At 73.6% G+C, this 24,910-nt stretch carries 25 protein-coding genes; 14 read left to right on the top strand and 11 right to left on the bottom strand.

Annotated features, from left to right (window positions below; all coding sequences use genetic code 11):
• Nucleotides 1–27: 27 nt before the first annotated feature.
• Genes AB0F89_RS03910 through AB0F89_RS03885 form a run of 6 tightly spaced genes read left to right on the top strand, consistent with a single transcriptional unit; the run spans nucleotide 28 to nucleotide 5,074 of the window.
• Complete coding sequence (locus AB0F89_RS03910; protein ID WP_367132610.1) at nucleotides 28–348, top strand: EthD family reductase; 321 nt, start codon at nucleotides 28–30, stop codon at nucleotides 346–348.
• On the top strand, nucleotides 345–1,178 hold the full coding sequence (locus tag AB0F89_RS03905; protein ID WP_367132608.1) for a 3-hydroxyacyl-CoA dehydrogenase family protein: 834 nt from the start codon (nucleotides 345–347) through the stop codon (nucleotides 1,176–1,178). The genes AB0F89_RS03910 and AB0F89_RS03905 overlap by 4 nt, the downstream gene beginning before the upstream one ends.
• Before the next feature lie 10 nt (nucleotides 1,179–1,188).
• Entirely contained in the window at nucleotides 1,189–2,319 is a 1,131-nt protein-coding gene (eis, locus tag AB0F89_RS03900) for an enhanced intracellular survival protein Eis (RefSeq protein WP_367132606.1), read from the top strand.
• Nucleotides 2,320–2,330: 11 nt separating this feature from the next.
• Complete coding sequence (locus AB0F89_RS03895) at nucleotides 2,331–2,942, top strand: trimeric intracellular cation channel family protein (RefSeq protein WP_367132604.1); 612 nt, start codon at nucleotides 2,331–2,333, stop codon at nucleotides 2,940–2,942.
• A 51-nt stretch (nucleotides 2,943–2,993) separates the two neighbouring features.
• Nucleotides 2,994–3,683, top strand: coding sequence for a response regulator transcription factor (locus tag AB0F89_RS03890; protein ID WP_367132602.1), 690 nt, complete (start codon nucleotides 2,994–2,996; stop codon nucleotides 3,681–3,683).
• Entirely contained in the window at nucleotides 3,680–5,074 is a 1,395-nt protein-coding gene (locus AB0F89_RS03885; protein ID WP_367132600.1) for a sensor histidine kinase, read from the top strand. The genes AB0F89_RS03890 and AB0F89_RS03885 overlap by 4 nt, the downstream gene beginning before the upstream one ends.
• 6 nt (nucleotides 5,075–5,080) lie before the next feature.
• Here AB0F89_RS03885 and AB0F89_RS03880 read toward each other — a convergent pair whose 3' ends face one another.
• From AB0F89_RS03880 to AB0F89_RS03865, 4 genes are all read right to left on the bottom strand, one after another.
• Nucleotides 5,081–5,890 carry a hypothetical protein gene (locus AB0F89_RS03880; protein ID WP_367132598.1) on the bottom strand — a complete coding sequence of 270 codons (810 nt, stop codon included), beginning with the start codon at nucleotides 5,888–5,890 and terminating at the stop codon, nucleotides 5,081–5,083.
• 110 nt (nucleotides 5,891–6,000) lie between these two features.
• The gene (locus AB0F89_RS03875; protein ID WP_367132596.1) at nucleotides 6,001–6,864 is read right to left on the bottom strand and encodes a carbohydrate ABC transporter permease; all 864 of its coding nucleotides are present in this window, start codon (nucleotides 6,862–6,864) and stop codon (nucleotides 6,001–6,003) included.
• A complete protein-coding gene (locus AB0F89_RS03870) occupies nucleotides 6,861–7,793 on the bottom strand; it encodes a carbohydrate ABC transporter permease (protein ID WP_367132594.1) in 933 nt (310 codons plus the stop codon). The genes AB0F89_RS03875 and AB0F89_RS03870 overlap by 4 nt, the downstream gene beginning before the upstream one ends.
• 4 nt (nucleotides 7,794–7,797) lie before the next feature.
• Nucleotides 7,798–9,033: an ABC transporter substrate-binding protein gene (locus AB0F89_RS03865; RefSeq protein WP_367132592.1), complete on the bottom strand. Its 1,236-nt coding sequence runs from the start codon at nucleotides 9,031–9,033 to the stop codon at nucleotides 7,798–7,800.
• Nucleotides 9,034–9,248: 215 nt separating this feature from the next.
• Between AB0F89_RS03865 and AB0F89_RS03860 the strand changes: the two genes are divergently transcribed.
• The 4 genes from AB0F89_RS03860 (at nucleotide 9,249) to AB0F89_RS03845 (ending at nucleotide 15,024) form a co-directional block, all read left to right on the top strand.
• Entirely contained in the window at nucleotides 9,249–11,252 is a 2,004-nt protein-coding gene (locus AB0F89_RS03860; protein ID WP_367132590.1) for a beta-galactosidase, read from the top strand.
• A 1-nt stretch (nucleotide 11,253) separates the two neighbouring features.
• Nucleotides 11,254–12,051 (top strand): DeoR/GlpR family DNA-binding transcription regulator, encoded by a 798-nt coding sequence (locus AB0F89_RS03855; RefSeq protein ID WP_367132588.1) that lies wholly within the window; start codon nucleotides 11,254–11,256, stop codon nucleotides 12,049–12,051.
• Nucleotides 12,048–13,136, top strand: coding sequence for a galactose-1-phosphate uridylyltransferase (gene galT / locus AB0F89_RS03850; protein ID WP_367132586.1), 1,089 nt, complete (start codon nucleotides 12,048–12,050; stop codon nucleotides 13,134–13,136). The genes AB0F89_RS03855 and galT overlap by 4 nt, the downstream gene beginning before the upstream one ends.
• A 493-nt stretch (nucleotides 13,137–13,629) precedes the next feature.
• Complete coding sequence (locus AB0F89_RS03845; protein ID WP_367132584.1) at nucleotides 13,630–15,024, top strand: S1C family serine protease; 1,395 nt, start codon at nucleotides 13,630–13,632, stop codon at nucleotides 15,022–15,024.
• 65 nt (nucleotides 15,025–15,089) lie between these two features.
• Here the strand turns inward: AB0F89_RS03845 and AB0F89_RS03840 are convergent, their stop codons facing one another.
• The 5 genes from AB0F89_RS03840 to AB0F89_RS03820 are packed head-to-tail and all read right to left on the bottom strand — an operon-like array spanning nucleotide 15,090 to nucleotide 18,439.
• The gene (locus AB0F89_RS03840) at nucleotides 15,090–15,500 is read right to left on the bottom strand and encodes a hypothetical protein (RefSeq protein ID WP_367132582.1); all 411 of its coding nucleotides are present in this window, start codon (nucleotides 15,498–15,500) and stop codon (nucleotides 15,090–15,092) included.
• On the bottom strand, nucleotides 15,497–16,549 hold the full coding sequence (locus tag AB0F89_RS03835) for a molybdopterin-dependent oxidoreductase (protein WP_367132581.1): 1,053 nt from the start codon (nucleotides 16,547–16,549) through the stop codon (nucleotides 15,497–15,499). Before AB0F89_RS03835 ends, AB0F89_RS03840 begins: the two co-directional genes overlap by 4 nt.
• Nucleotides 16,546–17,148: an SAM-dependent methyltransferase gene (locus AB0F89_RS03830; protein WP_367132579.1), complete on the bottom strand. Its 603-nt coding sequence runs from the start codon at nucleotides 17,146–17,148 to the stop codon at nucleotides 16,546–16,548. The genes AB0F89_RS03835 and AB0F89_RS03830 overlap by 4 nt, the downstream gene beginning before the upstream one ends.
• The gene (locus AB0F89_RS03825; protein ID WP_367132577.1) at nucleotides 17,145–17,807 is read right to left on the bottom strand and encodes a DUF2064 domain-containing protein; all 663 of its coding nucleotides are present in this window, start codon (nucleotides 17,805–17,807) and stop codon (nucleotides 17,145–17,147) included. Before AB0F89_RS03825 ends, AB0F89_RS03830 begins: the two co-directional genes overlap by 4 nt.
• Nucleotides 17,804–18,439, bottom strand: a complete 636-nt coding sequence (locus AB0F89_RS03820; RefSeq protein ID WP_367138693.1) for a glycosyltransferase family 2 protein — start codon at nucleotides 18,437–18,439, stop codon at nucleotides 17,804–17,806. Before AB0F89_RS03820 ends, AB0F89_RS03825 begins: the two co-directional genes overlap by 4 nt.
• 178 nt (nucleotides 18,440–18,617) lie before the next feature.
• Here AB0F89_RS03820 and AB0F89_RS03815 point away from each other — a divergent pair, with 178 nt between their 5' ends.
• The 3 genes from AB0F89_RS03815 to AB0F89_RS03805 are packed head-to-tail and all read left to right on the top strand — an operon-like array spanning nucleotide 18,618 to nucleotide 21,523.
• On the top strand, nucleotides 18,618–19,799 hold the full coding sequence (locus AB0F89_RS03815) for a hypothetical protein (protein WP_367138691.1): 1,182 nt from the start codon (nucleotides 18,618–18,620) through the stop codon (nucleotides 19,797–19,799).
• A gap of 9 nt (nucleotides 19,800–19,808) precedes the next feature.
• Nucleotides 19,809–20,504, top strand: a complete 696-nt coding sequence (locus tag AB0F89_RS03810) for a response regulator transcription factor (protein ID WP_367132575.1) — start codon at nucleotides 19,809–19,811, stop codon at nucleotides 20,502–20,504.
• Nucleotides 20,504–21,523 carry a sensor histidine kinase gene (locus tag AB0F89_RS03805; protein WP_367132573.1) on the top strand — a complete coding sequence of 340 codons (1,020 nt, stop codon included), beginning with the start codon at nucleotides 20,504–20,506 and terminating at the stop codon, nucleotides 21,521–21,523. The genes AB0F89_RS03810 and AB0F89_RS03805 overlap by 1 nt, the downstream gene beginning before the upstream one ends.
• On the opposite strand, the gene AB0F89_RS03800 is transcribed toward AB0F89_RS03805, so the two are convergent.
• Entirely contained in the window at nucleotides 21,492–22,511 is a 1,020-nt protein-coding gene (locus tag AB0F89_RS03800; protein ID WP_367132571.1) for an NAD-dependent epimerase/dehydratase family protein, read from the bottom strand. The two genes, AB0F89_RS03805 and AB0F89_RS03800, sit on opposite strands and share 32 nt — an antisense overlap.
• 94 nt (nucleotides 22,512–22,605) lie before the next feature.
• Here AB0F89_RS03800 and AB0F89_RS03795 point away from each other — a divergent pair, with 94 nt between their 5' ends.
• Nucleotides 22,606–23,106 (top strand): molybdenum cofactor biosynthesis protein B, encoded by a 501-nt coding sequence (locus AB0F89_RS03795; protein WP_123748144.1) that lies wholly within the window; start codon nucleotides 22,606–22,608, stop codon nucleotides 23,104–23,106.
• Nucleotides 23,107–24,124: 1,018 nt separating this feature from the next.
• Here the strand turns inward: AB0F89_RS03795 and mscL are convergent.
• Nucleotides 24,125–24,517 carry a large conductance mechanosensitive channel protein MscL gene (gene mscL / locus AB0F89_RS03790; RefSeq protein WP_367138689.1) on the bottom strand — a complete coding sequence of 131 codons (393 nt, stop codon included), beginning with the start codon at nucleotides 24,515–24,517 and terminating at the stop codon, nucleotides 24,125–24,127.
• Nucleotides 24,518–24,910 lie beyond the last annotated feature (393 nt).

Here is a 24,910-nt window from a genome sequence, read left to right as displayed (position 1 = left end):
CAGACGAAACGGGACGGAAGGTGTCACATGATCAAGTACATCGCGCTGTACCGGAAACCCGCCGACGTCGAGGCGTTCGACGAGGCGTACTTCACCTCCCACCTGCCGCTGGTCGAGCGCACGCCGGGCCTGGTGCGGGCCGAGGTCGCGAAGGTCTCGCGGGTGTTCGCGCCCGGTTTCCTCGGCGAGCACGAGCCGCACATCGTGGCCGAGATGCACTTCGAGTCCGCCGACGCCATGAAGGCCGCGTTCCAGACGCCGGAGTGGCAGGCCGCCGGCGCGAACCTCTCCGAGATCGGCGGGGTCGAGCTGGTCGCCATGTTCGCCGCGGAGGTCGTGGTCCCGTGATCTCAGTGGTGATCGGCGGCGGCACGATGGGCGCCGGCGTGGCCCACCTGCTGCTCGCGGGCGGGCACGACGTGGTGCTGGTCGAGGCGGGAGCGGATCGGGCTGCGGCAGCGCGGCGCGCGGTCGAGGCGTCGCTGGCCAAGGCCGCCGAGCGCGGCAAGCTGGCCGTGCCGCCGGGCGGGCTGCTCGACCGGCTCACCGTGGTCGGGAAGCTGGACACGCAGGTCGGGCGCGGCGCCGCGCTGGTGGTCGAGGCCGTGCCCGAGGACATCGGGCTGAAGCGGCAGGTGCTCCTGGCCGCCGCCGAGGCGTGCCCGGACGCCGTGCTGGCGTCCAACACGTCGTCGCTGTCGATCTCGGCGCTGGCCGAGGGGCTGCCCGGCGAGCGCGTGCTCGGCATGCACTTCTTCAACCCCGTGCCGGTCCAGCAGCTGGTCGAGCTGGTGCGCCACGACGGGGTGGCCGCCGACGTGGTCGCCCGGGTCCGCCGCTGGGCCGAGGAGCTGGGCAAGACCGTGATCGAGGTGCGGGACGCGCCCGGGTTCGCCACCTCGCGGCTCGGCGTCGCGGTCGGCATGGAGGCGATCAGGATGCTCGAAGAGGGCGTCGCGAGCGCCGAGGACGTCGACACCGGCATGCGGTTGGGCTACGGGTGGCCGATGGGACCGCTGCGGCTGACCGACCTCGTCGGGCTGGACGTGCGGCTGGCCATCGCCGAGCACCTGGCCGCCGAGCTGGGGCCGCGGTTCGCGCCGCCGGCGCTGCTGCGGGAGAAGGTCGCCGCGGGTCACCTCGGCCGGAAGACCGGTCAGGGCTTCTTCACCTGGTAAGCAGGGTGTCGTGCGGATTCGCGAGCTGACCGAGGACGACGTCGAGCAGGTGGACCGGCTGCGCCGGGTGGCGTTCGGGAGGGTCGGCGAGCCGTCGCTGCGGCCCGGTCGGCGGGGGTTGACCGCCGAGCTGGACGGGCGGCTCGCCGGCGTGCTCGCGGTCAAGGAGTTCCACCAGTTCTGGGGTGGTTCGACGGTGCCCATGGGCGGTGTCTGCGGGGTGGCCGTCGACCCCTACGCGCGGGGGCGCGGGGTGGCGGGGGCGCTGCTCGACGCGGCGTTGCCGGACATGCGGGAGCGGGGTCAGGCGCTGTCCGCGCTGTTCGCCACCGTGCCCGCGGTGTACCGGTCGCGCGGGTGGGAGCGGGCCGGGGTGTTCGAGTGGCTGGACCTGCCGCTGGACCGGGTGCCGCGGGGTGAGCGGGTCGTCGCCCGGCCCGCGGTCGAGGGCGACCTCGCGGCGTTGCACGCCTGCTACTGCGACGTGGCGTCCACGGTGGACGGGATGGTCGACCGCAGCGCGCCGACGTTCGACGTGGCGGACGTGCTGCAGCTGGACGTGGTGTCCGTGGTGCCCGGCCACGACGGCGAGGTGCGCGGGTACCTGACGGCGTCGCGCGAAGCCGACCGGCTGCGGGTGTTCGACCTGGTCGGGCGGGACGCGGCGACCCAGGCCGGGCTGCTGCGGGAGCTGGGCAGCTGGGCCGGCGTGCTGGACCGGGCGGCCGTCCGGGTGACCGACCCCGCCGTCACCGGGCTGCTGACGAACCAGGCGATCGAGTACGGCGTCACCGCGTCCGGGTGGCTGCTGCGGGTGGTGGACCTGGCGGCGGCCGTGGCGGCGCGGGGATGGCCCGCGGCGGCGTGGCTGAAGCCCGCGGCGGTGGACCTCGACGTGGTCGACCCGCACGCGCCGTGGCACGCGGGACGGCGGCGGCTGGTCGTCGAGGACGGCCGGGTGCGCGTCGAGGCCGGCGGCAGCGGGGCCGTGCGGCTGCACGCGCGGGCGCTGGGACCGTGGTTCAGCGGGATGCAGGACAGCCACGCGCTGCGCCGGGCCGGGCTGCTGGACGGCGACGGCGCCCTGCTCGACCGGCTGGTCGGCGCACCCGGCGTCCCGCGCCTGGCGGACAACTTCTAGCCTGGTCAGCCGTGCTGCTCACCGCGTTGGAACTGGTCGGCATCGCCGCGTTCGCCGCCTCCGGCGCGGTGGCGGCGGTGCACGCGCGGCTGGACGTGTTCGGCGTCATCGTGCTGGCGCTGACCACCGCGCTGGGCGGCGGGATCATCCGGGACGTGCTGCTCGGCGTGCACCCGCCGGCGGCGCTGGTGAGCTGGCCCTACCTCGCCGTGGCGGGTGTCACCGGACTGGTGGTGTTCTGGTTTCACCCGACCGTGGCCAGGCTGCGGCGGGCCGTGCTGCTGCTCGACGCCGTCGGGCTCGGCCTGTTCGTCACCGCGGGCACCACGACGGCGCTCGGGCTCGGCGCGCCGCCGTACGCGGCGTGCCTGGTCGGGATGACCACCGGCATCGGCGGCGGCGCGCTGCGGGACGTGCTGCTGCGGGAGATCCCGCTGGTCCTGCGCCGGGAGATCTACGCGGTGGCGGCGCTGTGCGGCGCGGTCGTGGTGGCGTTCGGCGACTACCTGGGCCTGCCCGCGGTGCCCGTGACGCTGGTCGGCTCGGCGGTCATCGTCGGCCTGCGGCTGCTCGCGCTGTGGCGCCGGTGGAACGCCCCCGTGGCCCGGAAACTTGACGGCTAGCTCACACTCGCTTCTCAGGCGACTCTCAGGACCAGGAGCAAGACTGACCCCATGCGCATCCTCGTTGTCGACGACGACCGGGCCGTGCGTGAGTCGCTTCGCCGCTCACTGCAGTTCAACGGCTACCAGGTCGACCTTGCCGGCGACGGCCAGCAGGCCCTCGAGTCCGTCGTCTCCCAGCGCCCCGACGCCATGGTGCTGGACGTGATGATGCCGCGGCTCGACGGGCTGGAGGTGTGCCGCCGGCTGCGCAGCACCGGCGACGACCTGCCGATCCTCGTGCTCACCGCCCGGGACGCGGTGTCCGACCGGGTGTCCGGGCTGGACGCGGGCGCGGACGACTACCTGCCCAAGCCGTTCGCGCTGGAGGAGCTGCTGGCCAGGCTGCGCGCGCTGCTGCGGCGGGCGGCGTCCGACGCCGACGAGCCGGCGGGCGCGGTGCTGCGGTTCGCCGACCTGGAGCTGGACCCCGGCACCAGGGACGTGCGGCGCGGCGACCGGCCGATCAGCCTCACCCGGACCGAGTTCGCGCTGCTGGAGCTGTTCCTGGCGCACCCCAAGCAGGTGCTGACCCGCGGTCGCATCCTGGAGGACGTCTGGGGCTACGACTTCCCGACCTCCGGCAACGCGCTGGAGGTCTACGTCGGCTACCTGCGCCGCAAGACCGAGGCCGAGGGCGAGCCCCGGCTGCTGCACACCGTGCGCGGCGTCGGCTACGTGCTGCGGGAGACCCCTCCGTGATCGGTGCCGCCAACGGGCGGCTCCAGCGGGTGTCGCTGCGGGCCCGGGTGACCCTGCTCGCCGCGTTCTGCGTCGCCGGCGCCGTCGCCGTCGTGTCGCTCGGCGCGTACATGACGGTGAGCCGGAACCTGCACGACCAGATGGACGCGAACCTGCGCCAGCGGGCGGGCGCCGCGGTCACCGCGCCGAAGGTCAACAACGACGTGTCCGAGATACCGGGCGCGTTCCTCGCGGCCGGTGACATCCGGATCGGCGTGCTCGACGTGAGCGGGCTGATCCAGTACCCGAAGGGGACGGTCGCGCCGCCGACCCAGCCCGCCGACCTCGACGTGGCGCGCGGGTCGCGGCTGGAGAACATCTGGACCGACCTGCGCACCGACTTCCGGGTGATCGCGGTGCCGTACGGCGACGGGCAGGCGATGCTGATCGCCCAGTCCACCAAGCCGTTGAACACCACGCTGGGCAAGCTGTCCGTGGTGCTGTTCGTGATCAGCGGGCTGGGCGTGCTGGTCGCGGCGCTGGCGGGGACGGCGGTGGCGCGGACCGGGCTGCGGCCCGTGCAGCGGCTGACCGAGGCCACCGAGCGGGTGGCGATGACCGGCGACCTGCGGCCCATCCCGGTGTCCGGCGACGACGAGCTGGCGGTGCTGTCGCAGCGGTTCAACGCGATGCTCGGCGCGGTGGCGGACTCGCAGGAGCGGCAGCGGCGGCTGGTCGCGGACGCCGGGCACGAGCTGCGGACGCCGCTGACGTCCATGCGGACGAACCTGGAGCTGCTGCTGGCGTCCGAGCGGCCGGACGCGCCGACGCTGTCCGACGAGGACAAGGCGGAGATCAACGCCGACGTGCGGGCGCAGCTGGACGAGCTGACCACGTTGATCGGGGACCTGGTGGAGCTGGCGCGCGAGGACGCGCCCCAGGTCGTGCACGAGCCGGTGGACCTGGTCGAGGTGGTGGAGCGCGCGCTGGACCGCGCTCGCCGCCGCGCGTCCGACGTGCAGTTCGTCGTGGAGCTGGCCCCGTGGTCCCTGCTGGGCGACTCCAGCGCTCTTGAGCGGGCGGTGCTGAACCTGCTCGACAACGCCGTGAAGTTCAGCCCGGCGCGGGGCGTCGTCCGGCTGAGCCTGCGGCAGCTGGGCGACGGCAGCGCCGTGGTGGAGGTGGCCGACTCCGGTCCGGGCATCGCCGACGCCGACCTGCCCCACGTCTTCGAGCGCTTCTACCGCTCCTCCGAGGCCCGCACCCTCCCGGGCTCGGGCCTCGGCCTCGCCATCGTCAAGCAGGTCGCCGAGCGCCACGGCGGCATGGCCTACGTGGGCCGGGCGCCCGAGGGCGGCGCCATGTTCACCCTGCGCCTCCCCGGCCGCCCGGCGCTCGCGCCGCACGCCTAGGAGCCGCTAGGACACCGCGCCGAAGGTCATCGGCCGGGTCGACACCGGCTTGTACTGGTCGGTCACGTTCTCGTTCACGCCCCACCAGTGGCCGGTCGGGACGTCGGCCGCGGTGGTGCTGATGAAGATCCAGCCCCGGCCGACCCCGCTGTACTCGGTGGCGCCGACCGCGCGGGTGTCCGGGAACTGCTGGTACGGCGACGAGGAGTTGGTGCTGGCGACGCCGTGGGGGTTGCTGGTGCTGTCGATCACCGGCACGGCCCACTCGCGGGTCGAGGCGTTGCCGTCCCGGTTGTGCTGCTGCGGCGCGCCCGCGACGACCAGGACGTGCCCGGTGGCGTCGCCGGTGCCGCCCGCGCTGTCGTTGTACTTGATCGCGATGACGTCGCCCGGCGCCAGGCCGGCGACCGCGGTCTTGGTGGTGAAGTGCGCCGCGCCCGCCTGGAGGCCGTCGTAGTACTGCGCCGCGGTGGGGCTGGGGCTGTCGAACTCGTCGTCCAGGTAGGTGTCGGTCGCCCAGGAGAACGTGTGCTTCAGGGCCTGGGTGAGCAGCGGCGCGCACTTGGACTTGTTCTCGTAGGTGGTGGGGCTGCCCGGCGTGCCCCACACGACGCTCGTGGCCACGTTCGGGTGGCCCTTGGCGCCGGGGTAGAAGTTGTAGGTGTCCTGGCCGGGCCACGCCAGGGAGTTGAGGTTGTCGGCCAGCTCGGCCAGCTCGGCGTGGAGCAGGGCCGACGTGGCCCGCGCGGGGGTGGCCGTCGCCAGGGTGGCGGCGACCACCGCGGCGCAGGCGGCCAGGGTGCGGCGGATGGGCATCGGGACGTCCTCTCGGCGGGGCTGCTGTCGCCTCTACTGAGGAGTGGATCGCGCCCGCCGGCTGCTGATACCCCGCCCGCGCGTGGCCGTCGTCACGGTAACGCCACCGCTCAGCCCTTGGTGGAGCCCAGGGTCAGGCCGCCGATGAACTGGCGCTGGAGGACGAAGAAGACGACCAGGGTCGGGAGGGCGACGAGCAGCGAGCCCGCGGCGATCAGGTTGTTGTCGACGAAGAAGGTCCCCCTCAGGTTCTGCAGGGCCGAGGTGATGGGCATCTTGTCGCCGGTCTGGATCAGCACCAGCGCCCACAGGAAGTCGTTGTAGATCCAGGTGAACTCCAGCGTCGCCAACGCCGCCAGCGCGGGCCGGCACAGCGGCAGGATCACCTGCCAGTACTGCCGGAACACGCCCGCGCCGTCCACCCGCGCCGCCTCGCCCAGCTCCACCGGGATCGTCTTCATGTAGTTGCTCAGCACGAACACGCAGAACCCGGACTGGAACGCCACGTGGATCAGCACCAGCCCGAGCTGCGAGTCCAGCAGCACGCCGCTGTCGCTCACCCACCCCGGCACCGGCGTGAGCAGGTACAGCCGCCACAGCGGCGTCACGATCACCTGCTGCGGCAGCAGGTTGCCCGCCGTGAACAGCATCAGCAGCACCAGGTTGAACCGGAACGAGAACCGCGACACCCCGAACGCCACCATGGAGCTGAGCAGCAGCACGAGCACCAGCGCGGGCACCGCGACGAGCAGCGTGTTCAGGTAGTAGTGCGGCAGGTCCGCCTGCGTCCACGCGGCGCCGAAGTTGTCCAGCGTCAGGCTCTCGGCGATCGAGAAGTACCCGTTGCGCGCCGTGTCGTCGTACGTGCGCAGCGACGCGTAGAGCGCCCACAACAGCGGCGCCAGCGTCACCAGGCACGTCAGGACCAGGAACACGTGCAGCGCGACGCGCGCCGGTCGGAAACCCGCGTTCACCGCTCCTCCTCGCGGAACACCTGGAACAGGTAGGTGACGATGAACCCGAGCGAGATCACCAGCAGCACGACGGCCAGCGCGGAGCCCCAGCCGATCCGGCTCGACTCGCCGATGATGTTGTCGGTCACCAGCACGGACAGCAGCTCCAGCCCGTTGCGCCCCTTGTTGATGACGTACACGATGTCGAACGCCCGCAGGCCCTCGATCACGGTGACCACGAGCACCACCACGTTCACCGGTTTGAGAACCGGGAACGTCACCCGGAAGAACGTCTGCCACGCGTTCGCGCCGTCCAGCGCCGCGGCTTCCTTCAACGCCGGGTCGACCGCCTTCAACCCGGCCAGGTACAGCAGCATGACGTACCCGGTGTGCCGCCACCCGGCCGCCACCAGCACCGCGTACAGGTTGATGTCCGGGTCGCCCAGCCAGTTCACCGGGTCGGTCGACGCGGTGCCGAGCACGTTGTTCAGCAGCCCCTGCTCCGGCTGGTAGATGAGCTGCCAGATGAACCCGACGAGGGCCAGCGACAGCACCATCGGCAGGTACAGCGCGCTCTGGTAGATCCGCCCGAACCGGAGTTGCCGGTCCAGCAGCACGGCCAGCAGCAACCCGGCGACGGTCGGCACGACGAGCAGGAACAGCAGCCAGATGAGGTTGTGCCGCAACGCGGGCCAGAACCGCGGGTAGCGGGTGAAGATGTCGACGTAGTTCTGCACGCCGACCCACTCGATGTCCTCGAACCCGCCGATGCCGTCCCACGAGCTGAACGACAGCGCGACCGACCCGAGCGCGGGCGCCCACACGAGCGCGAGGTGCACGAGCGACGGGATGCCGAGCATCAGGCCGAGCACGAGCTTGTCGCGCGGCGCGAGCGCGGTGGCGCGCCGCCGGGTCCGGGCGGGCGCCGGTGGGGACTCCGATGCGGTCACGCCGTCACTCCGTGAAGATCGTCTTCGCCTGGTCCGCCATGCCCTTGAGGATCGAGCCGATGTCGTCGGGGTTCTGGATGAACGCGTTCAGCCCGTTGGTGGCCGCGTCGCTGGCGAACCGCGGGTCGGTGTCGCGGTCCAGGAACTGGGTGATGTGCGCGGCTTCCTTGATGACCTGCGCGGCCTTCTTCTGCAACGAGTTGTAGCCGGACGTGTCGGCCTTGTTGGACGTGGCGATGACGCCGCTGTCGGCCTTCGTGTACAGCAGCTGCGCGGCGGGTGCGGCCAGGTACTCCAGCAGCTTCGCCGCGCCCTCGGCGTTGCCGGGCTTGGCGGACATCATGTAGCCGTCGATCGGCGCTTCCACGGTGTCCTGGCCGTGCTCCGGGTTGATCTCCGGGTACGGGAAGAAGTCCAGGTCCTCCTCCTCGCCCTTGAACTGCTGGGCGATGAACGAGCCGAGCAGCATCATGCCCGCCTTGCCCTGCTGGAGCGACTGGGCGGCCTCCTGCCAGTCCCGGCCGAGCGCGTTCTCCTGGTGCAGCGGCAGCAGGCGCTTCCAGGTGTCGAACACCTCGCGCACCTTCGTGCCCTGCCAGTCCTCCTTGCCGGCCATCAGGTCGACGTGGAACCGGTAGCCGTTGATCCGGAAGTTCAGCTGGTCGAAGGTGCCCATACCGGGCCAGCCCTGCTTCTGCGCGAACGCGATCGGGTCCAGGCCGTCGCCCCGCATCCTCGTGGACAGCGCGACCAGCTCGTCCAACGTCTTCGGCACCTCGTAGCCGCGCTGCTGCCACACGCTCTTGCGGTAGAACACGCCCCACGGGTACTGGGTGAACGGGATCAGGTACTGCTTGCCGTCCGACGCCGTGGACGCCTCCTTCAGCGCGGGCTCGTAGCCGCCGGAGACCTTCGACCACACGCCGCTCAGGTCGCCGGTCAGGCCCTTCTCGGCGAAGAACCGCATCCGGTAGCCCGCGAACCAGGCCAGCACGTCGTCCGGCCTGCCCTGGAGGTAGTTGTTGATCTGCTCCTGGTACTGCTCGTGCTGCTTGGTGTTGATCGTGACCTTGAGGCCGGACTCGCCCTCGAACGCCTTGAGCGCGGCGGTGATCGCGTCCTTGGGCACCTGGTCGGAGGCGTTGTTGCCGAACGTCACCGCGTCGGTGGCGGCGCCGCCGCCGTCGGAGCCGCACGCGGCCAGGCCGGGCACGGCCGCGACGCCCGCGCCCGCGATCATCGCCCTCAGGAGGGTTCGACGGCCCAATAACGGATGGCTGGCGGAGAACCTGGTCATCGTCGTTCCTCCGGGTGACACTCGGCCGGAACCAAGTGAACAAAGAGTCAACAAGAGGACTCACAATGTGGTGTGAGCCACAGGGAATGTCAAGGTACCCGAGTGTTCCTGTTGGACTGTGTTGACGTTCGGGTCCTGAATCGACCAGTCTGGCCGCCATGACGACTTGGCCAACCGGTGTGCCCGGCCTGGCGTGGGGCGCCGACTACAACCCGGAGCAGTGGCCGGAGGCCGTCTGGGCGGACGACGTCGAGCTGATGCGGCGCGCCGGGGTGAACCTGGTCAGCGTCGGCATCTTCTCCTGGGCGCTGCTGGAGGTCGAGGACGGCCGCCACGAGTTCGGCTGGCTGGACCGCGTGCTCGACCTGCTGCACGACGCCGGCATCCGGGTCGACCTGGCCACCGCGACCGCCGCGCCGCCGCCCTGGCTGACCTCGGCGCACCCCGAGGTGCTGCCGGAGACCGCCGACGGCGTGCGGCTCTCGCCGGGGTCGCGCCAGTCGTACTGCCCCAGTTCGCCGGTCTACCGGACCAGGGCCGTCGCGCTGGCCCGCGCGCTGGCCGAGCGGTACCGCGACCACCCGGCGCTGTCGGCGTGGCACGTCGGCAACGAGTACGGCTGCCACGTGTCGCGCTGCTACTGCGACCGCTGCGCGGTGGCGTTCCGGGACTGGCTCAAGGCCCGCCACGGAGCCCTGGACGAGCTGAACGAGGCGTGGGGCACGGCGTTCTGGAGCCAGCACTACACCTCGTGGGACCAGGTGCTGCCGCCGCGCGCGACGCCGTCGCTGGGCAACCCCGGCCACCTGCTGGACTTCGACCGGTTCTCCTCCGACGCGCTGCTGGAGCTGTACAAGGCCGAGCGCGACGTGCTGCGCGAGGTCACCCCGGGCGTGCCGGTGACCACGAACTTCATGGTGACGTGGGGCTTCCAGGCGCTGGACTACTGGAAGTGGGCGGCCGAGGTCGACTTCGTCGCCAACGACCACTACACCCGCGCCGAGGACCCCGAGCGGCACGTCGACCTGGCGTTCTCCGCCGACCTGGTGCGCGGGCTGGCGGGCGGCCGGCCGTGGCTGCTGATGGAGCACTCCACGTCGGCGGTGAACTGGCAGCCGCGCAACATCGCCAAGCAGCCGGGCGAGCTGCGGCGCAACTCGTACGCGCACCTGGCCCGCGGCGCGGACGGGACGCTGTTCTTCCAGTGGCGGCAGTCGCGCGCGGGCGCGGAGCGCTACCACTCGGCGATGGTGCCGCACGCCGGCCCGGACACGAAGGTGTTCCGCGAGGTCGAGCAGGTCGGCGCGGAGTACGGGCGGATCGCCGAGCTCGTCGGCTCGACCGTGCGGGCGTCGGTGGCGATCGTGCACGACTGGCAGTCGGGGTGGGCGCTCGGTCAGCCCGCGCACCCGACCGCCGACTTCTCCTACCACCGGCACGTCCTCGCGCACTACCGGGCGCTGTGGCGGGCCGGGGTGACGGTCGACTTCGTGCCGCCCGGCGCGGACCTGTCCGGCTACCGGCTGGTCGTGCTGCCCGCGCTCTACCTGGTGGACGACGCGTCGCCGTACGAGCGGCACGTGGAGGCGGGCGGCCACCTGCTGGTCACCTACCTGTCCGGCATCACCGACAGCCGCGGCCACGTGCACCTCGGCGGCTACCCCGGCGCGTTCCGCGACCTGCTCGGCGTGCGGACCGAGGAGTTCCACCCGCTGCGGGAGGGCGAGGAGGTGTCCCTGGACGACGGCTCGTCGGCCACGGTCTGGACCGAGCACCTGCACGCCACCGGTGCGGAGGTGGTCGCCTCCTACGTCGACGGCCCGCTGCCCGGCGTGCCCGCCATCACCCGCAACGGCCGCGGCGACGGCGTCGCCTGGTACGTGGCGTGCGGCCTGACCGGCGACGGGCTGGACCGGCTGACGCGGACCGCGCTGGCGGGCGCGGGGGTGACCGGGACGGGCCACGTGGACGTCGAGGTCGTGCGCCGAGGCGGTGAGGTGGACGGGTCCGCCGTATCGTGGCTGGTCGCGGTGAACCACGGGGACGGCGACGTCGAGCTGCCCGCGACGGGTGTCGAGCTGCTGTCCGGCGAGCGCGTGCCGGGCGGCGTGGTCGTGCCCGCCGGCGGCGTGGTCGTGGTCCGGGAAGAAGAAGAGGTGTGACGTGCTGGCACGCCAGCGACAAGCGGTGATCCTGGAAGAGGTCCGCCGGACCGGCGCGGTGCGGGTGAGCGACCTGGTCGTCCGGCTGGGCGTCTCGGACATGACCGTGCGCCGCGACCTGGACGTGCTGGCCGCCCGCGGCCTGGTCGAGAAGGTGTACGGCGGCGCCACGTCGGTGGTCGGCCGCAGCACCGACGAGCCCGGGTTCGAGGCCAAGTCGGTGCGCCAGCTGCCGGAGAAGGAGGCCATCGCCGCGTTCTCCGCCGGTTTGGTGCGCCCCGGCACCGCGATCGGCCTGTCGGCGGGCACCACCACGTGGACGCTGGCCCGGTTCCTCGACGACATCCCGGACCTGACCGTGGTGACCAACTCGATCCGGGTCGCCGACGTGCTCCAGCAGAGCGGGCGCACCGACCGCACGGTGGTGCTGACCGGCGGCGTGCGCACACCCTCGGACGCGCTGGTCGGGCCGGTGGCGGTGCAGGCGCTGCGGTCGCTGCACCTGGACGTGGTGTTCCTGGGCGTGCACGGCATGGCCGAGCGGTCCGGCTTCACCACCCCGAACCTGAACGAGAGCGAGACCGACCGGGCGCTGGTCGACGCGGCGGGGCGGGTCGTCGTGGTGGCCGACCACACCAAGTGGGGCACCGTCGGGATCTCCACCATCGCCGCGCTGGACGAGGCGGACGTGCTGGTCAGCGACGAGGGATTGGCCGAGCCCGCGCGGGCGGTGCTCGGCGAGCAGGTCGGCGAACTGGTCCTGGCGCACGTGCCGGGACGTGGAGAGGAACTGGCGTGAGGCGCACGGCGGGCGAGCTGGCCGACGGCCGGGAGATCATCTACTTCGACGACACGCCGGACGCGCCGCCGCGCGACGCGGTCGACACCCGCGACCTGCCGCGGACGCAGCCGCTGTCGGAGGTGCGCCGCGACCCGCTGACCGGCGAGTGGGTGGCGATGGCCGCGCACCGGCAGACCCGCACCTACAAGCCGCCGGCCGACCTGTGCCCGCTGTGCCCGTCCACGCCGGGCAAGCCGACCGAGGTCCCCGAGTCGAGCTACGACGTGGTGGTGTTCGAGAACCGGTTCCCGTCGTTCGCCCAGGGCGTGCCGGACCTGCCGTCCACTGTGGACGGGATGCCGATGGTGGCGCGGGCGGCCGGTCGGGGCCGGTGCGAGGTCGTGTGCTTCACCTCCGACCACGACACGTCGTTCGGCTCGCTGCCCCCGTCCCGGGTGCGCACGGTGGTGGACGCGTGGGCGGACCGCACGGCGGCGTTGAACGCGACGCCGGGCGTCGAGCAGGTGTTCCCGTTCGAGAACCGGGGCGAGGAGATCGGCGTCACGCTGTCGCACCCGCACGGGCAGGTCTACGGCTACCCCTTCGTGACCCCGAAGACGGAACGGATGCTGGCCGCCGCGGCGGACTACTGGGCGTCACACGGACGTCCACTGATGGGCGACATCCTGGCCGCCGAACGTGCGGCCGGCACCAGGGTCATCGCGGAGGGCGAGCACTGGACGGCGTTCGTGCCCGCCGCGGCCCGCTGGCCGGTCGAGGTGCACGTGGTGCCGCACCGCCAAGTGCCCGACCTACCTGCGCTGACCGACGCCGAGCGGGACGACTTCGCCTCGCTGTACCTGGCCGTGCTGCACCGCCTGGACGCCCTCTACGACCGCCCGCTGCCCTACATCGCCGCGTGGCACCAGGCGCCCGTCCGCACCGGCCGTGACCTGGCCTGGCTGCACCTAGAGGTGTTCTCGATCCTGCGCACGGCGGACAAGCTCAAGTACCTCGCGGGCTCGGAATCGGGCATGGGCGTCTGGGTGAACGACGCCACGCCGGAGCAGATCGCGGAGCGGCTGCGCGGGACTCACAACTGATGCCCAGTTTCGTTTAAGGCTGCTCTCAGGCGGGCACCGCAGAGTGGTGGACATGACCGAGAACGAGCAGCCGAAGCAGCCACCGCAGTCTCCGCCGCCTCAGCAGCAGAGCCCGTGGGCGCGTGGCGCCGGTCCCGGTCATGACGACACCGGTAGCGGGGGAGCCGTGCAGGGCGGCGCCGACGCACCGGAGTCCGCGGGTGCGCGGGGTGCCTGGCAGGGAGGCCCCGCGCGGTCGGAGGACGCCATCGACGGGTCGGCGGCAGGGGCCGACCGGTCGGACTCCGGGTCGGCCGGTGCTCTGCAGGGGAGCACCGGCCGACCCGCTGACAACGCCCTCTACCCGGACAGCGTCACCACTTCGGACTTCGGCTCGCCGGCCGCTCAGCACGTGAGCGGCCCCGGGCCCCTACCCGGGTCGCCGGCCGCTTGGCGCGCCGGCCACCCGGACGACTTCCGCCCGCCGGTCGCCTCGCAGGGTGCCGCCGGCCAGGTGGGGATCGGTCAGGCGGGCGCCGTGCAGGGCGGCGCCGGCGTGACCGGAGCAGGTGTGGCCGGCGCCGTGCAGGGCGGCGCGGGTCAGACCGGGACCGGTGGGTCCGGCGCCGTGCAGGGCGGCGCCGGACTGCCGGCGACCGGGTCGGAAGCCTGGCAGTCCGGCTTCCAGCGCCCGGAGCACACGGGTCCGCACGGCGTTCCGCAGACCGGCGCCGGACCGGACCACCCCGGCTCGCCGACCTCCACGCCCTCGGGGCAGCCGGGGATGCCCGGCCCCTACTACGCGCCACCCGGCTCGGTCGGCTCGCCGCCGCCGCGCCAGCGGGGTCGCGGAAAGGTCGTCGCGGGCGTGGCGGCGCTGGTGCTCGCCATCGGCGGTGTCGCGGGCGGTGTCGGCGGCTACGTCGGCTACCAGGCCGCGGAAGAGGCCGGGCCGGTCACCAACGCGCTCAACCAGGCCCCGCCCGCGCAGCGGACCGGCGACGCGCCGGCCGGCTCGATCGAGCAGGTGGCCCAGAAGGTGCTGCCGACCGTGGTCCAGGTGCAGGTGAGCGGCGGGGCCGGGTCCGGCTTCACGCTCAGCTCCGACGGGCTGGTGCTGACCAACAACCACGTCGTCGAGAGCGCCGCCAACGGCGGGCCGATCAAGGTCCAGCTGCAGGACGGCCGCTCGTTCGACGCGAAGATCGTCGGCCGCGACCCGACGTCCGACCTGGCCGTGGTGAAGGCCGAGGACGTCTCCGGCCTGCCCACCGCCGAGCTGGGCAACTCGGGCGACCTGCGGATCGGCCAGGAGGTCGTCGCGGTCGGCTCGCCGTTCGACCTGAACGGCACGGTCACGTCCGGCATCGTCAGCTCGTTGAACCGGCCGGTGCGCGCCGGCGGCGAGCAGGGCGGGGCGGACACCGTGCTGAACGCCATCCAGACCGACGCCGCGATCAACCCCGGCAACTCGGGCGGCCCGCTGGTGAACATGCGCGGCCAGGTCGTCGGCATCAACTCGGCCATCTACAGCCCGAACTCCAGCCAGTCCGCGCAGGGCGGCTCGGTCGGCATCGGCTTCGCCATCCCGATCGACCAGGCCCGCCGCACGGCCAAGGAGCTGTCGGAGACCGGCAAGGCCACCCAGACCGTGCTCGGCGTGCAGGTCGGCGACTCGCCCAGGGGCGGCGCCGAGGTCCGCGCGGTGACCGGTGGCGGCGCGGCCGAGGCGTCCGGCGTCAAGACCGGCGACGTGATCACGAAGTTCGGCGACCGGGTGGTGGACAGCTCCGACGCCCTGGTCGCGGCCGTCCGGTCCCGCGCGCCGGGCGAGAAGGTGCAGCTCACCATCGGCGAGGACCGCACGGTCGAGGTCACGCTGGGCAGCCAGCCCGTCGAGGTCCGCTAGCACCGCCACAAGGCCCCGGCTCACGTGCCCCGAGCCGGTTGGAGGCCGCACCCGGCAGGTTCCCCTCACCTGTCGGCGTGCGGCCTCTTGTCGTGCGGTCCCCTGCCGACCAGCAGCCGGGCCGCGAGGACGCCCAACCAGACGACGCCGATCGCGACGAGCAGCCCGGTCGGGTAGTCGCGGTCCACCAGGCCGGGGTTGCGCGGCCCGCCGAACGGCCGCCACAGCAGCGGGACGGCGAGCAGCACGAGCACGCCGGTCAACGTGCCCCCGACCAGCACCGGCGCCCGCCACCTCGGTGGCGCCCACCGCACGACCAGCAGGCCGACGCCGGCGAACAGCGGCGCGAGCAGCACGTCGTGCGCGACCGGTCCGCCGATGAACCACAGCGCGAGGTCGACGTCCAGCAGCGGCAGCAGGAGGTAGGCGCCCCAGCCGGCCATGACGACACCCAGCGCACCGATCAGCCACCTCATCGGACGACCTCCAACCGGGCGACCCACTTGGTCTGCGTCACGCCCGGTCGGCTCGGGGCGATCAGCCGGCACGGGTAGCCGTGGTCCAGCGACAGGGTCTCGCCGTCCACCTTGAGCGCCAGCAACGTCAACGGGTCGCGGGCGTGCGCGGCGGGCAGCGTGCTCGCGCGGTAGAGCCCGTCGCGCTCCGCCGACTCCACCCGGACGTCGCCCGGCTCCTCGCCCGCCAGCGCGAGCAGGTCGCGGACGGGCACGCCGGTCCACGTCGCCGACGCGCTCCAGCCCTCGACGCACGCGATCGGCAGCTCGGCCGTGGTCTGCGGCAGCGCTTCGAGCTCGGCCCGGGAGAACCGCCGCGCGCCGACGGTCAGCCGCCAGTCGTCACCCGCGGCGGGCACGCCGGCCGCGGCGGCGGTGCGGTTCACCGGGAGCGCGGTCGACCGGGCGCCCAGCACCGACACGGTCCGCAGCCACGGCACCGTGCCGCCCGCCGTGGCCAGCACCGCGACCGCCGCCGCGCCGCCCGTGGTGAGCAGGAACCCGCGTCGGCTGAGCGTGCCCCGGCGCACCTCCTCGGCGGGCGTGCGGGTGAGCGGCAGCTTGACCGCGACGTGCACGAGCAGCGCGCCGACCGCCACCCACGCCATCGCGTGGTGCGCGGACGGGAAGAAGAACCGCCACGGGTAGTTCTGGGCGGCGTTGAACAGGCCGGTGACCAGCTCGAAGAAGGACGCGCCGAGCAGCACCAGGACCGAACCGCGCTCCAGCGCGTGCGGCAGGGACCGCACCAGCGGCCGTTCGAACAGCTTCGGGTAGACCGTCCACAGCTTCGCCAGCAGCAGCGGGATCGCGGCCACGCCCGAGGTGACGTGCACGCCCTGCGTCACCCGGTAGAGGTTGACCGGGCGGGTGGGCCAGGTGAACCACCCCGGCGGGTGCTGCGCGTAGTGGCTGAGCAGGCCGGTGGCGAAGCAGAGGCCGAAGGCGACGCCCAGCCACGCGCCGACCCGGGTGGCGGTGTGCGGGCTGGACCCCCGCCGGGGCCTCACGGGCGCACCAGCTCGGCGAACCAGCGGCCGTCGCGCTCGACCGGCCGGCGTGCCGACAGCCCGGCCCGCGCGGCGATCGGCGCGACGGCCCGCGCGTCGACCCTGGCCCACTCGAACCACGCGCCACCGGCCACCCTGGCCCGGTCCCGGCGCAGCCCGCAGCCGGGCGGTTCGACCTCGACCAGCGCGCTCCCGCGCCGGCGCAGCAGCCCGCGGGCCCGGTGGAGCAGCGCGACCGGGTCGCCGCCGATGCCGATGTTGCCGTCGGCGAGCAGCACGTGCGCCCAGCGCCCCGCGCCGGGCAGCCGGCCGAACACGTCCCGGTGCAGCGCCGGGCCGCCCCTGGTGCGGGTGAGCGCGACGGCCAGCGGCGAGTTGTCCACGCCCAGCGCCACCACACCGCGCCGCACCAGCGCCGCCACCAGCCGACCCGGGCCGCAGCCGAGGTCGATGGTGGGGCCGTGGCAGGCGTCGAGGAGGACGCGGTCGGCGGCGTCCGCGTCCTGGTGCCACCGGTCGACCGGCAGCGGCAGCCGGCCGCCGCCGGCCAGCTCCAGCTCGCACTCCGCGCCGGTGAGGCCGACGTCGAAGGCGGTCACCGCAGCGCCCCGAGGCGGGCGAGGGCGGCGGCGAACCGGGTGTGCGGCGCGGTGGCGGCGACCTCGCGCGCGGTGGCCACGTCGTCCACGTCGGACAGCACGGGCAGCACGCCGGTGGCGCGGTCGCCCAGCGCCAGCAGGGTGCGCGCGCCGGTGTCCGGCCGGGACATCGGCACGGCGCGCAGGACGTCGGCCAGGAGCGGGTCGACCAGGCCGAGCGCCCACCACCCGCCGTCGGCCGCCGGGCCGAGCACGGTGTCGTGCCGGGTCAGCCGGTCGACCGACTCGCCCAGCAGGGCCGGGGTGACCTGCGGGGTGTCCATGCCGATCTGGAACACCGGCAGGCGGTGCGCGCGGTGCGCGTCGGCGTGCGCGTTGGCCAGCCGGTCGGCGAACGACGCGCCGCGCTGGGGCAGCACGGTGAAGTGCCGCAGGGCGTCGCGGACCTCCGCCGCGCGACAGGCCAGGTCGAGGTCGCCGGTCATCGCCACGACCGGCCGCACGCGCGGGGTGCGCAGCACGGCGTCGAGGGTGTCCAGGAGCGCGGCGGCGGCGACGTCGGCCGCCTCGTCGGGTGTCGCGGGCGGGCAGAGGCGGGTCTTCGCCAGGCCCGGCACGGGCGCCTTGGCCACCACCAGCAGGCTCGCGGCCGGCGTCACCGCAGCACCGCCGCCATGTCCCGCACCGCGCGGGCGGTGCCGCGCACCGAACCCGACACCTTCGACCTCGTGCCCGCCGCCCGCGGCCCGTAGCGGACGTCCCGCTCGACCACCCGCCACCCGGCCGCCGCCGCGCGCAGCAGCAGCTCCAACGGGTAGCCGAACGCCCGGTCCCGCACCGACAGGTCCAGCAGGTCCCGCCGCCGGAACGCCCGCACCGGCGCGATGTCCCGCACCGGCAGCCCCTTGCGCCGCAGCAACGCCGCCAGCACCGCGTTCCCGGCCCGCGCGTGCCACGGCCAGCTGCCCGCCTCCGGCACCCGCCGCCCCACGGCCAGCTCCGCGCGCGCCAGCAGCGCCACCAGGTCCGGCAGCTCGCGGGGGTCCAGCGAGCCGTCCGCGTCGAGCACGCAGACCACCTCGGAGCGCGCGCGCTCGATGCCCGTGTGCACCGCCGCGCCGTACCCGGGCCTCGGCTCGTGCACCACCTCGGCGCCCAACGACCGGGCGATCTCCGGCGAGCCGTCGCGCGACCCGTTGTCCACCACCAGCGGCCGGTAGCCGGCGGGCATGGCCCGCAGCACGCCCGGCAGCGCCGCCGCCTCGTCCAGGCAGGGGAGCACCACGTCGATTTCGTCCACGTGCCCAGCATCGGTCCGCCGTGGACGCCGGGAAACCGTTGCGCCGCTTACCGAATCATGACGTGCGCGCACTTCTTACGGACCGCTGACGGATGCCGCCGCGACCACGCGCGGAGGGCAGGACCGGGCCTACGGTGGGCTCGTGCTCCGTGTCCTGGCCGCCGCGGCCCTGGTCGCCTCGGCCGCCGCGGTCGGCGCGCTGCTGGGCGCCGAGCGCACGTTCGCGAGCGCGCCGCCGCTGTTCGCCGCCTGGCTGCCGCACGTCGGCGTCGGCACCCCGTTCGCCGTGCTGGTGGCGGTGCTGGTGGTCGTGCACGGCCCCGCGCTGGCCGGTCGGCTCGGGTGGCGCGCCGCGCTGGCCGCCGGGTACGCGACCGCCGTGGCGTGGACCTCCGCGCTGGCCCTGGTCGACGGCTGGCGCCGCGGCTTCGCCGACCGGCTGACCACCGCCGACGAGTACCTGCACGAGGTGCCGGGCGTCACCGACGTGGCCGCGGCGCTGCGCGGGTTCTCGTCCCGCATCCTCGACTTCCAACCCGACTCGTGGACCACGCACGTGTCCGGCCACCCGCCGGGCGCGCTGCTGGTGTTCGTCGGCCTGGACCGGATCGGCCTGTCCGGCGGCGCGTGGGCGTCGGCGCTCGTGGTGCTGGTCGGCGCGCTGACGGCGGTCGCGGTGCCGGTCACCGTGCGGGCGCTCGGGTCCGAGGAGCACGCGCGGTCCGTGCTGCCGTTCGTGGCGCTGTTCCCGGGGGCGGTGTGGATCGGCGTGTCGGCCGACGGGCTGTTCGCGGGCGTCACGGCGTGCGGCATCGCGTTGCTGGCGACCCGGCGCGCCCTGGCCGGCGGTGTGGTGCTGGGGTTCGCCGTGTTCCTGTCGTACGGCCTGGTGCTGATCGGCTTGGTAGCGCTGGCCGTGCTGTGGCCCGACTGGCGGCGGATCGGCGTGGCCGTCGTGGGCGCTCTGGGGGTGGTGGCGGTGTTCGCGGCGCTCGGCTTCTGGTGGCTGGACGGCTACCACCTGGTGGTCGAGCGGTACTACCAGGGCATCGCGTCGTCCCGCTCCTACGGCTACTGGGTGTGGGGCAACCTGGCCGCCGCCGTGCTCGCTTGCGGCTTCGCGCCGTTCGCGGCGCGGTGGCGCGGCCCTGCGGTGAAATTGGCCGCGGCGGCGGCAGCGGCCATCCTGGTGGCCGACGTGTCGGGGTTGAGCAAGGCCGAGGTGGAGCGGATCTGGCTGCCGTTCACCGTGTGGCTGGTCGTGCTCGTGCCGGCGCGGCGGCGGCCGTGGCTGGCCGCGCAAGCGGTGACCGCGCTCGCGGTCAACCACCTCCTGCTGACCAACTGGTGAGGTCGCGACATGGGTGAGACGACCGGGCGGGTCCTCGTCGTGGACGACGACGTGACCGTGCGCGACGTGGTGCGCCGGTACCTGGAACTGGCCGGGCACGAGGTCGAGCTGGTCGGCGACGGCGAGACCGCGCTGCGCCGGTTCGCCGAGCGCGAGCCGGACCTGGTGGTGCTGGACCTGATGCTGCCCGGCGTGGACGGGCTGGAGGTGTGCCGGCGGCTGCGGGCGCGCAGCGCGGTGCCGGTGGTGATGCTGACCGCGCTCGGCGAGGAGGAGGACCGGATCGCCGGGCTCCAGCTCGGCGCGGACGACTACGTGACCAAGCCGTTCAGCCCGCGTGAGCTGGCCCTGCGGGTCACGTCCGTGCTGCGCCGGTCGCGGGTGGCGGCGTCGCGGTCGTCGTCGGTGCTGACCGACGGCGGGCTGCGGGTGGACGTCGGCGCGCGGTGCGCGTGGCTGGACGGGCGCGAGCTGTCGCTGACCACCCGGGAGTTCGACCTGCTGGCGTTCTTCCTCGCCAACCGGGGCGCCGCGTTCGACCGGGCCGAGCTGCTGTCCCGGGTGTGGGGCTGGGAGTTCGGCGACCAGTCGACGGTGACCGTCCACGTGCGACGGTTGCGGGAGAAGGTGGAGGCCGACTCGGCCCGGCCGGTGCGGATCGCCACCGTGTGGGGCGTCGGCTACCGGTACGACGGCGGTGCGTGATGCTGGTCGAGATCTACCACATCCTGCCGTACGCGGTGCTGTTCTCGCTGCCGCTGGCGCTGCTCGGCGCGGTGGTGCTGCGGCGGCTGTCCAGCGGGTCGCTGGCCACCGCGCTGACCGTGCTGGCGATCGTGCCCGTGGTGGCGACCGTCGGCGGCGTGCTGGCGGTGAGCGGGTTCATGTTCACCCCGATCCTCACCACGACCGTGCTGGTGTGCCTGCTGGTGGCGCTGGTGACGGTGCCGACGGCCGTGCTGCTGGGGCGGGCGCTGGCGCGGCGCAGCGTGTGGGAGAGCGAGGCGCGGGCCCGGGAGCGGGCGGCCGAGGCGTCCCGGCGCGAGCTGGTGGCGTGGATCAGCCACGACCTGCGCACGCCGCTGGCCGGGATCAGGGCGATGGCCGAGGCGCTGGCCGACGGGGTGGTGTCGCGGCGGGACGAGGTCACCGACTACGCCGGGCGGATCTCGGGTGAGGCGGAGGCGTTGTCCGGGATGGTGGACGACCTGTTCGAGCTGTCCCGGATCACCGCGGGCGCGCTGCGGCTGACGCTGTCCGAGGTGCCGCTGGCGGACGTGGTCAGCGAGGTGGTGGCGGCGGAGGGCCCGGTGGCGACGCGCAAGGGCGTGCGGCTGCGGGCGGACGCGGCGACGTGGCCGGTGGTGCTCGGCAGCGACCCGGAGCTGGCGCGGGTGGTGCGCAACCTGCTGTCCAACGCCATCCGCCACACCCCGCCGGACGGGACGGTGGCCGTGCGGGTGGGGGTGGACGGCTCGTCGGCGCTGCTGCGGGTGGACGACGGGTGCGGCGGTATCCCGGAGGCCGACCTGCCCAGGGTGTTCGACGTGGCGTTCCGCGGCGCGCCGCACCGGCAGCCGGTCGGCGGCGGGTTGGGGCTGGCGATCGCGCGCGGTCTCGTGGAGGCGCACCAGGGCACCATCAACGCCCGCAACCACGGCCTCGGCTGCCGGTTCGAGGTGCGGCTGCCGCTCAGCGCAGGGGGTCCGCCGCGAACTGCCTGACCCCCGCCGCGAACGGCGTGGCGGCGCGGAAGCCGAGCAGGTCCTGAGCCCTGGCCGGGTCGGCGACGACGTGCCGGACGTCCGCGGGCCGCGCGCCGCCGACGACGCGCGGCTCCGGGCCGCCGCACGCCCGCGCCAGGTGGGTGGCGAGGTCGCCGACGGTGTGCGGCTCGCCGGAGCAGATGTTCAGGGGGGTGAGCGTGCCCGGCTCGCCGGGGCGCTCCACCGCCAGCACGTTGGCCCGCGCGACGTCGGTGACGTGCACGAAGTCGCGGCGCTGCCGGCCGTCTTCGAGCACGGTGGGCGCCTCGCCGCGTTCGAGCGCGCTGCGGAACAGGCTCGCCACGCCCGCGTAAGGGGTGTTCTTGGGCATCCTCGGGCCGTACACGTTGTGGTAGCGCAGCGCCCACACGGTGCCGCCCGTCTGACGGGCCCACGCTGCCGCGTAGTGCTCCTGTGCGAGCTTGCTGGCCGCGTAGGTGCTCCGGGGGTCCAGCGGGGCGTCTTCGGGGACGAGGCGCGGTTCCAGGGGGCTGCCGCAGTGCGGGCAGGGCGGTTCGTAGCGGCCCTGGTCGAGGTCGGACTGCCGGCGGGGCGCGGCCCGGACCACGCCGTGCTCGGCGCACTCGTAGCGGCCCTCGCCGTAGACCACCATCGAGGAGGCCATGACCAGGTGCTCCACGTTCGCGTCGTGCATGGCGGCGAGCAGCACGGCGGTGCCGAGGTCGTTGTTGCGGGCGTACAGCGGCGCGTCGGACGGGTCCAGGCCGTGGCCGACGACGGCGGCCTGGTGGCACACCACGTCGACCCGGTCGAGGAGGGTCCGCACGGTGTCGAGGTCGGTGACGTCGTGCGCTTCCGGCGGACGGGTGCTGTGGGCCTGGGGGAGGTAGGCGTCGAGCACGACGACGTCGTGGTCGGCCGCGGTCAGCTGGTCGGCGACGTGGGAGCCGATGAACCCGGCTCCGCCGGTGAGGAGGACGCGCACGTCACCGAAGCTAGGGGCGGTTCGGCGGGATGTCCCGGTGCGACAGCGTGACGTCACGGAACCGTCAGATCCACGATTGGCTACGGTGGCGCGCATGGAACGCAGCGCGCAGCGCCTGGGACGCGCCCTTGTCGTGATCGTGGACGACCGGGTGGCGCACGGTGAGCACGACGACAGCACAGGACCGCTGGTCACCGAGTTGCTGGAGGAAGCAGGGTTCATCGTCGACGGCACGGTCGCGGTGGAGGGCGAGGTCGTGGGCATCCGCGCCGCGCTGAACACCGCCGTCATCGGTGGCGTCGACCTGGTCGTCACCGTCGGCGGCACCGGCGTGTCGCCGCGCGACGTCACGCCGGACGCCACGCAGGGCGTGCTCGACCGGCCGATCAGCGGTATCGCCGAGGCGCTCCGGGCGTCGGGCTTGGCGGCGGGGGCCGTGGACGCGGGGATCTCGCGGGGGTTGGTCGGCGTGTCCGGCAGCACCCTCGTGGTGAACCTGGCCGGGTCGCGGTCGGCGGTGCGCGACGGGATGGCGACCCTGTCCGCACTGGTGCCGTACGTGATCGAGCAGCTGTCGGGCCTGGACGAAGCGTGACCGACCCCGCCGCCGCCTCCTCCGCCCCGACCGGGGCGGGGGAGGCCGCGCCGGCCGAGCCAGACCCCAAGCCAGACCCAGAGCCCGACCCAGAGCCCGACACTGCGGCAATCACTCCCAAAACCGAACCGCCACCCACCACCAAAGCCACCCCCACCCCCACCCCCACCGAGAAGGCCACCTCCGCCGCCGCAGCCGCCGAGGAAGCAATCGCGGCCACAACCCCCACCACCGCCAGCCCCGCCGCCGGCGCAGCAGCCGCCGCAGCCGCGAGCCCCGACACCAGCCCTACCAGCACCAGGCCCGCTACCACCGACCCAATTCCTAGCAACGCTAGATCCTCTAGCGCCGACCGCCCTGCCGCCGTCGATACCGACACGAGCACCGGCGCCGACATGGGCGCCGACGCCAGCGCCAAGCCCGACTACGATCCCGCCAACCGCACCCCTGCCACCGCTACCACCGCTACCAAATCTAGCGCCGCTAGCCTTCCTAGCGGTGGCCATCCCCTCGATGCCGGCACCGGGGATACCAGCGCTGGAGATGCCAGCGGCAGGGCTGTTGGCACCGATTTCGGAGCGACCGGGACTGGTGCCAGGCGTGCCACTGCTGGGCGTTCCGCTGCCGGGTCCCCTGCAGAGGAGGCGGCGAGGCGACGGCGGCTGGCGGAGGTCTTCGGCGAGGTGTTGCCCGAGACGTCATCGGATGAGCCGCGTTCAGCCGGTCGCGATGACCGCTGGTACGAGGAGAACCGGCCACCGCACCACGGCGGCTGAGGTGGCCGCCGGGCGCGGTGGTGCGGTGACCGCCAGGCGGTGGCGGCTACTGGGCAGGGTGTCGTGCGGTAACTGCCAGGTGTGGTGGCAGCCGCTGTGCACGGTGTCGTGCGGTGGCCGTCGGGTGCACCGGTGCACGAGTGCGGTGGATGCCGTGGGTGATTCGGCGGCGGGGGCGGTCGGGTGGGGTGCTTGATCGTCCGTCCGGTCGGCGCGAGTTCCCGGTGGGGCCGGCGGTCGGGTCAGCCTTGGCGCTGGGCGATGAGCAGGTCGCGGATCTCCTTCAGCAGTTCCACCTCGGTCGGCTCGGCCGGACCGGCTTCCTCGCCGCGCTTGCGACGCTCCTTGATCTTGTTCATCGGCAGCACGAAGATGAAGTAGACGACCGCGGCCACGATCAGGAAGTTGATCACCGCCGTGATGATCGCGCCGAAGTCCAGGACGGTCTTCTCGTTGTCGCCGAGCTGCACGGCCAGCCCGTTGACGTTGCTGCCGCCGAACACCGCGATGATCGGGTTGATCAGGTTCGAGGTGAACGCGGTGACGATGGCGTTGAACGCTGCACCGATGACCACCGCCACAGCGAGGTCGATCACGTTGCCGCGCATCAGGAAGTCCTTGAAGCCCTTGATCACGGTTGGCTCCTCCGTTCGGGGGTGTTGGCGGGCTAGCGGAGGGTAACGGCTCCGGCCCGGACCGATCACGCGGCGCTCGTCTGCACCACCGACACGCCACAACGCGCCGCCGCAGAACCCCGCCACCACAGGGTCCGCCCAGAGCCACTGCCACGGGTCGTCGCAGCCCACCGCCGCACGGTCGGTGCAGGCCACCGCCATGGGCATGGTGCAGGGCCGCCGCCACGGGGTCAGCGCTGGACACCCGCTGCGCGGCCGGTGCACGGCACCCGCACACGGTCAGTGCAGGGTCACTGCCACGGGAGCGGTGCAAGAAGCCCGCTACGCGGTGTGGGGCGCCCGCACGGGGTCGAGGCAGGACCCCGCCACGCGACAGCGCAGACCACCGCTACG

The sequence above is a fragment of the Saccharothrix sp. HUAS TT1 genome, from assembly GCF_040744945.1.
In the GTDB taxonomy this organism is placed as follows: Bacteria; Actinomycetota; Actinomycetes; order Mycobacteriales; family Pseudonocardiaceae; genus Actinosynnema.
The sequence above is the reverse complement of the archived record's forward strand: the minus strand, read 5'-3'. Positions and strand labels throughout refer to the sequence as shown.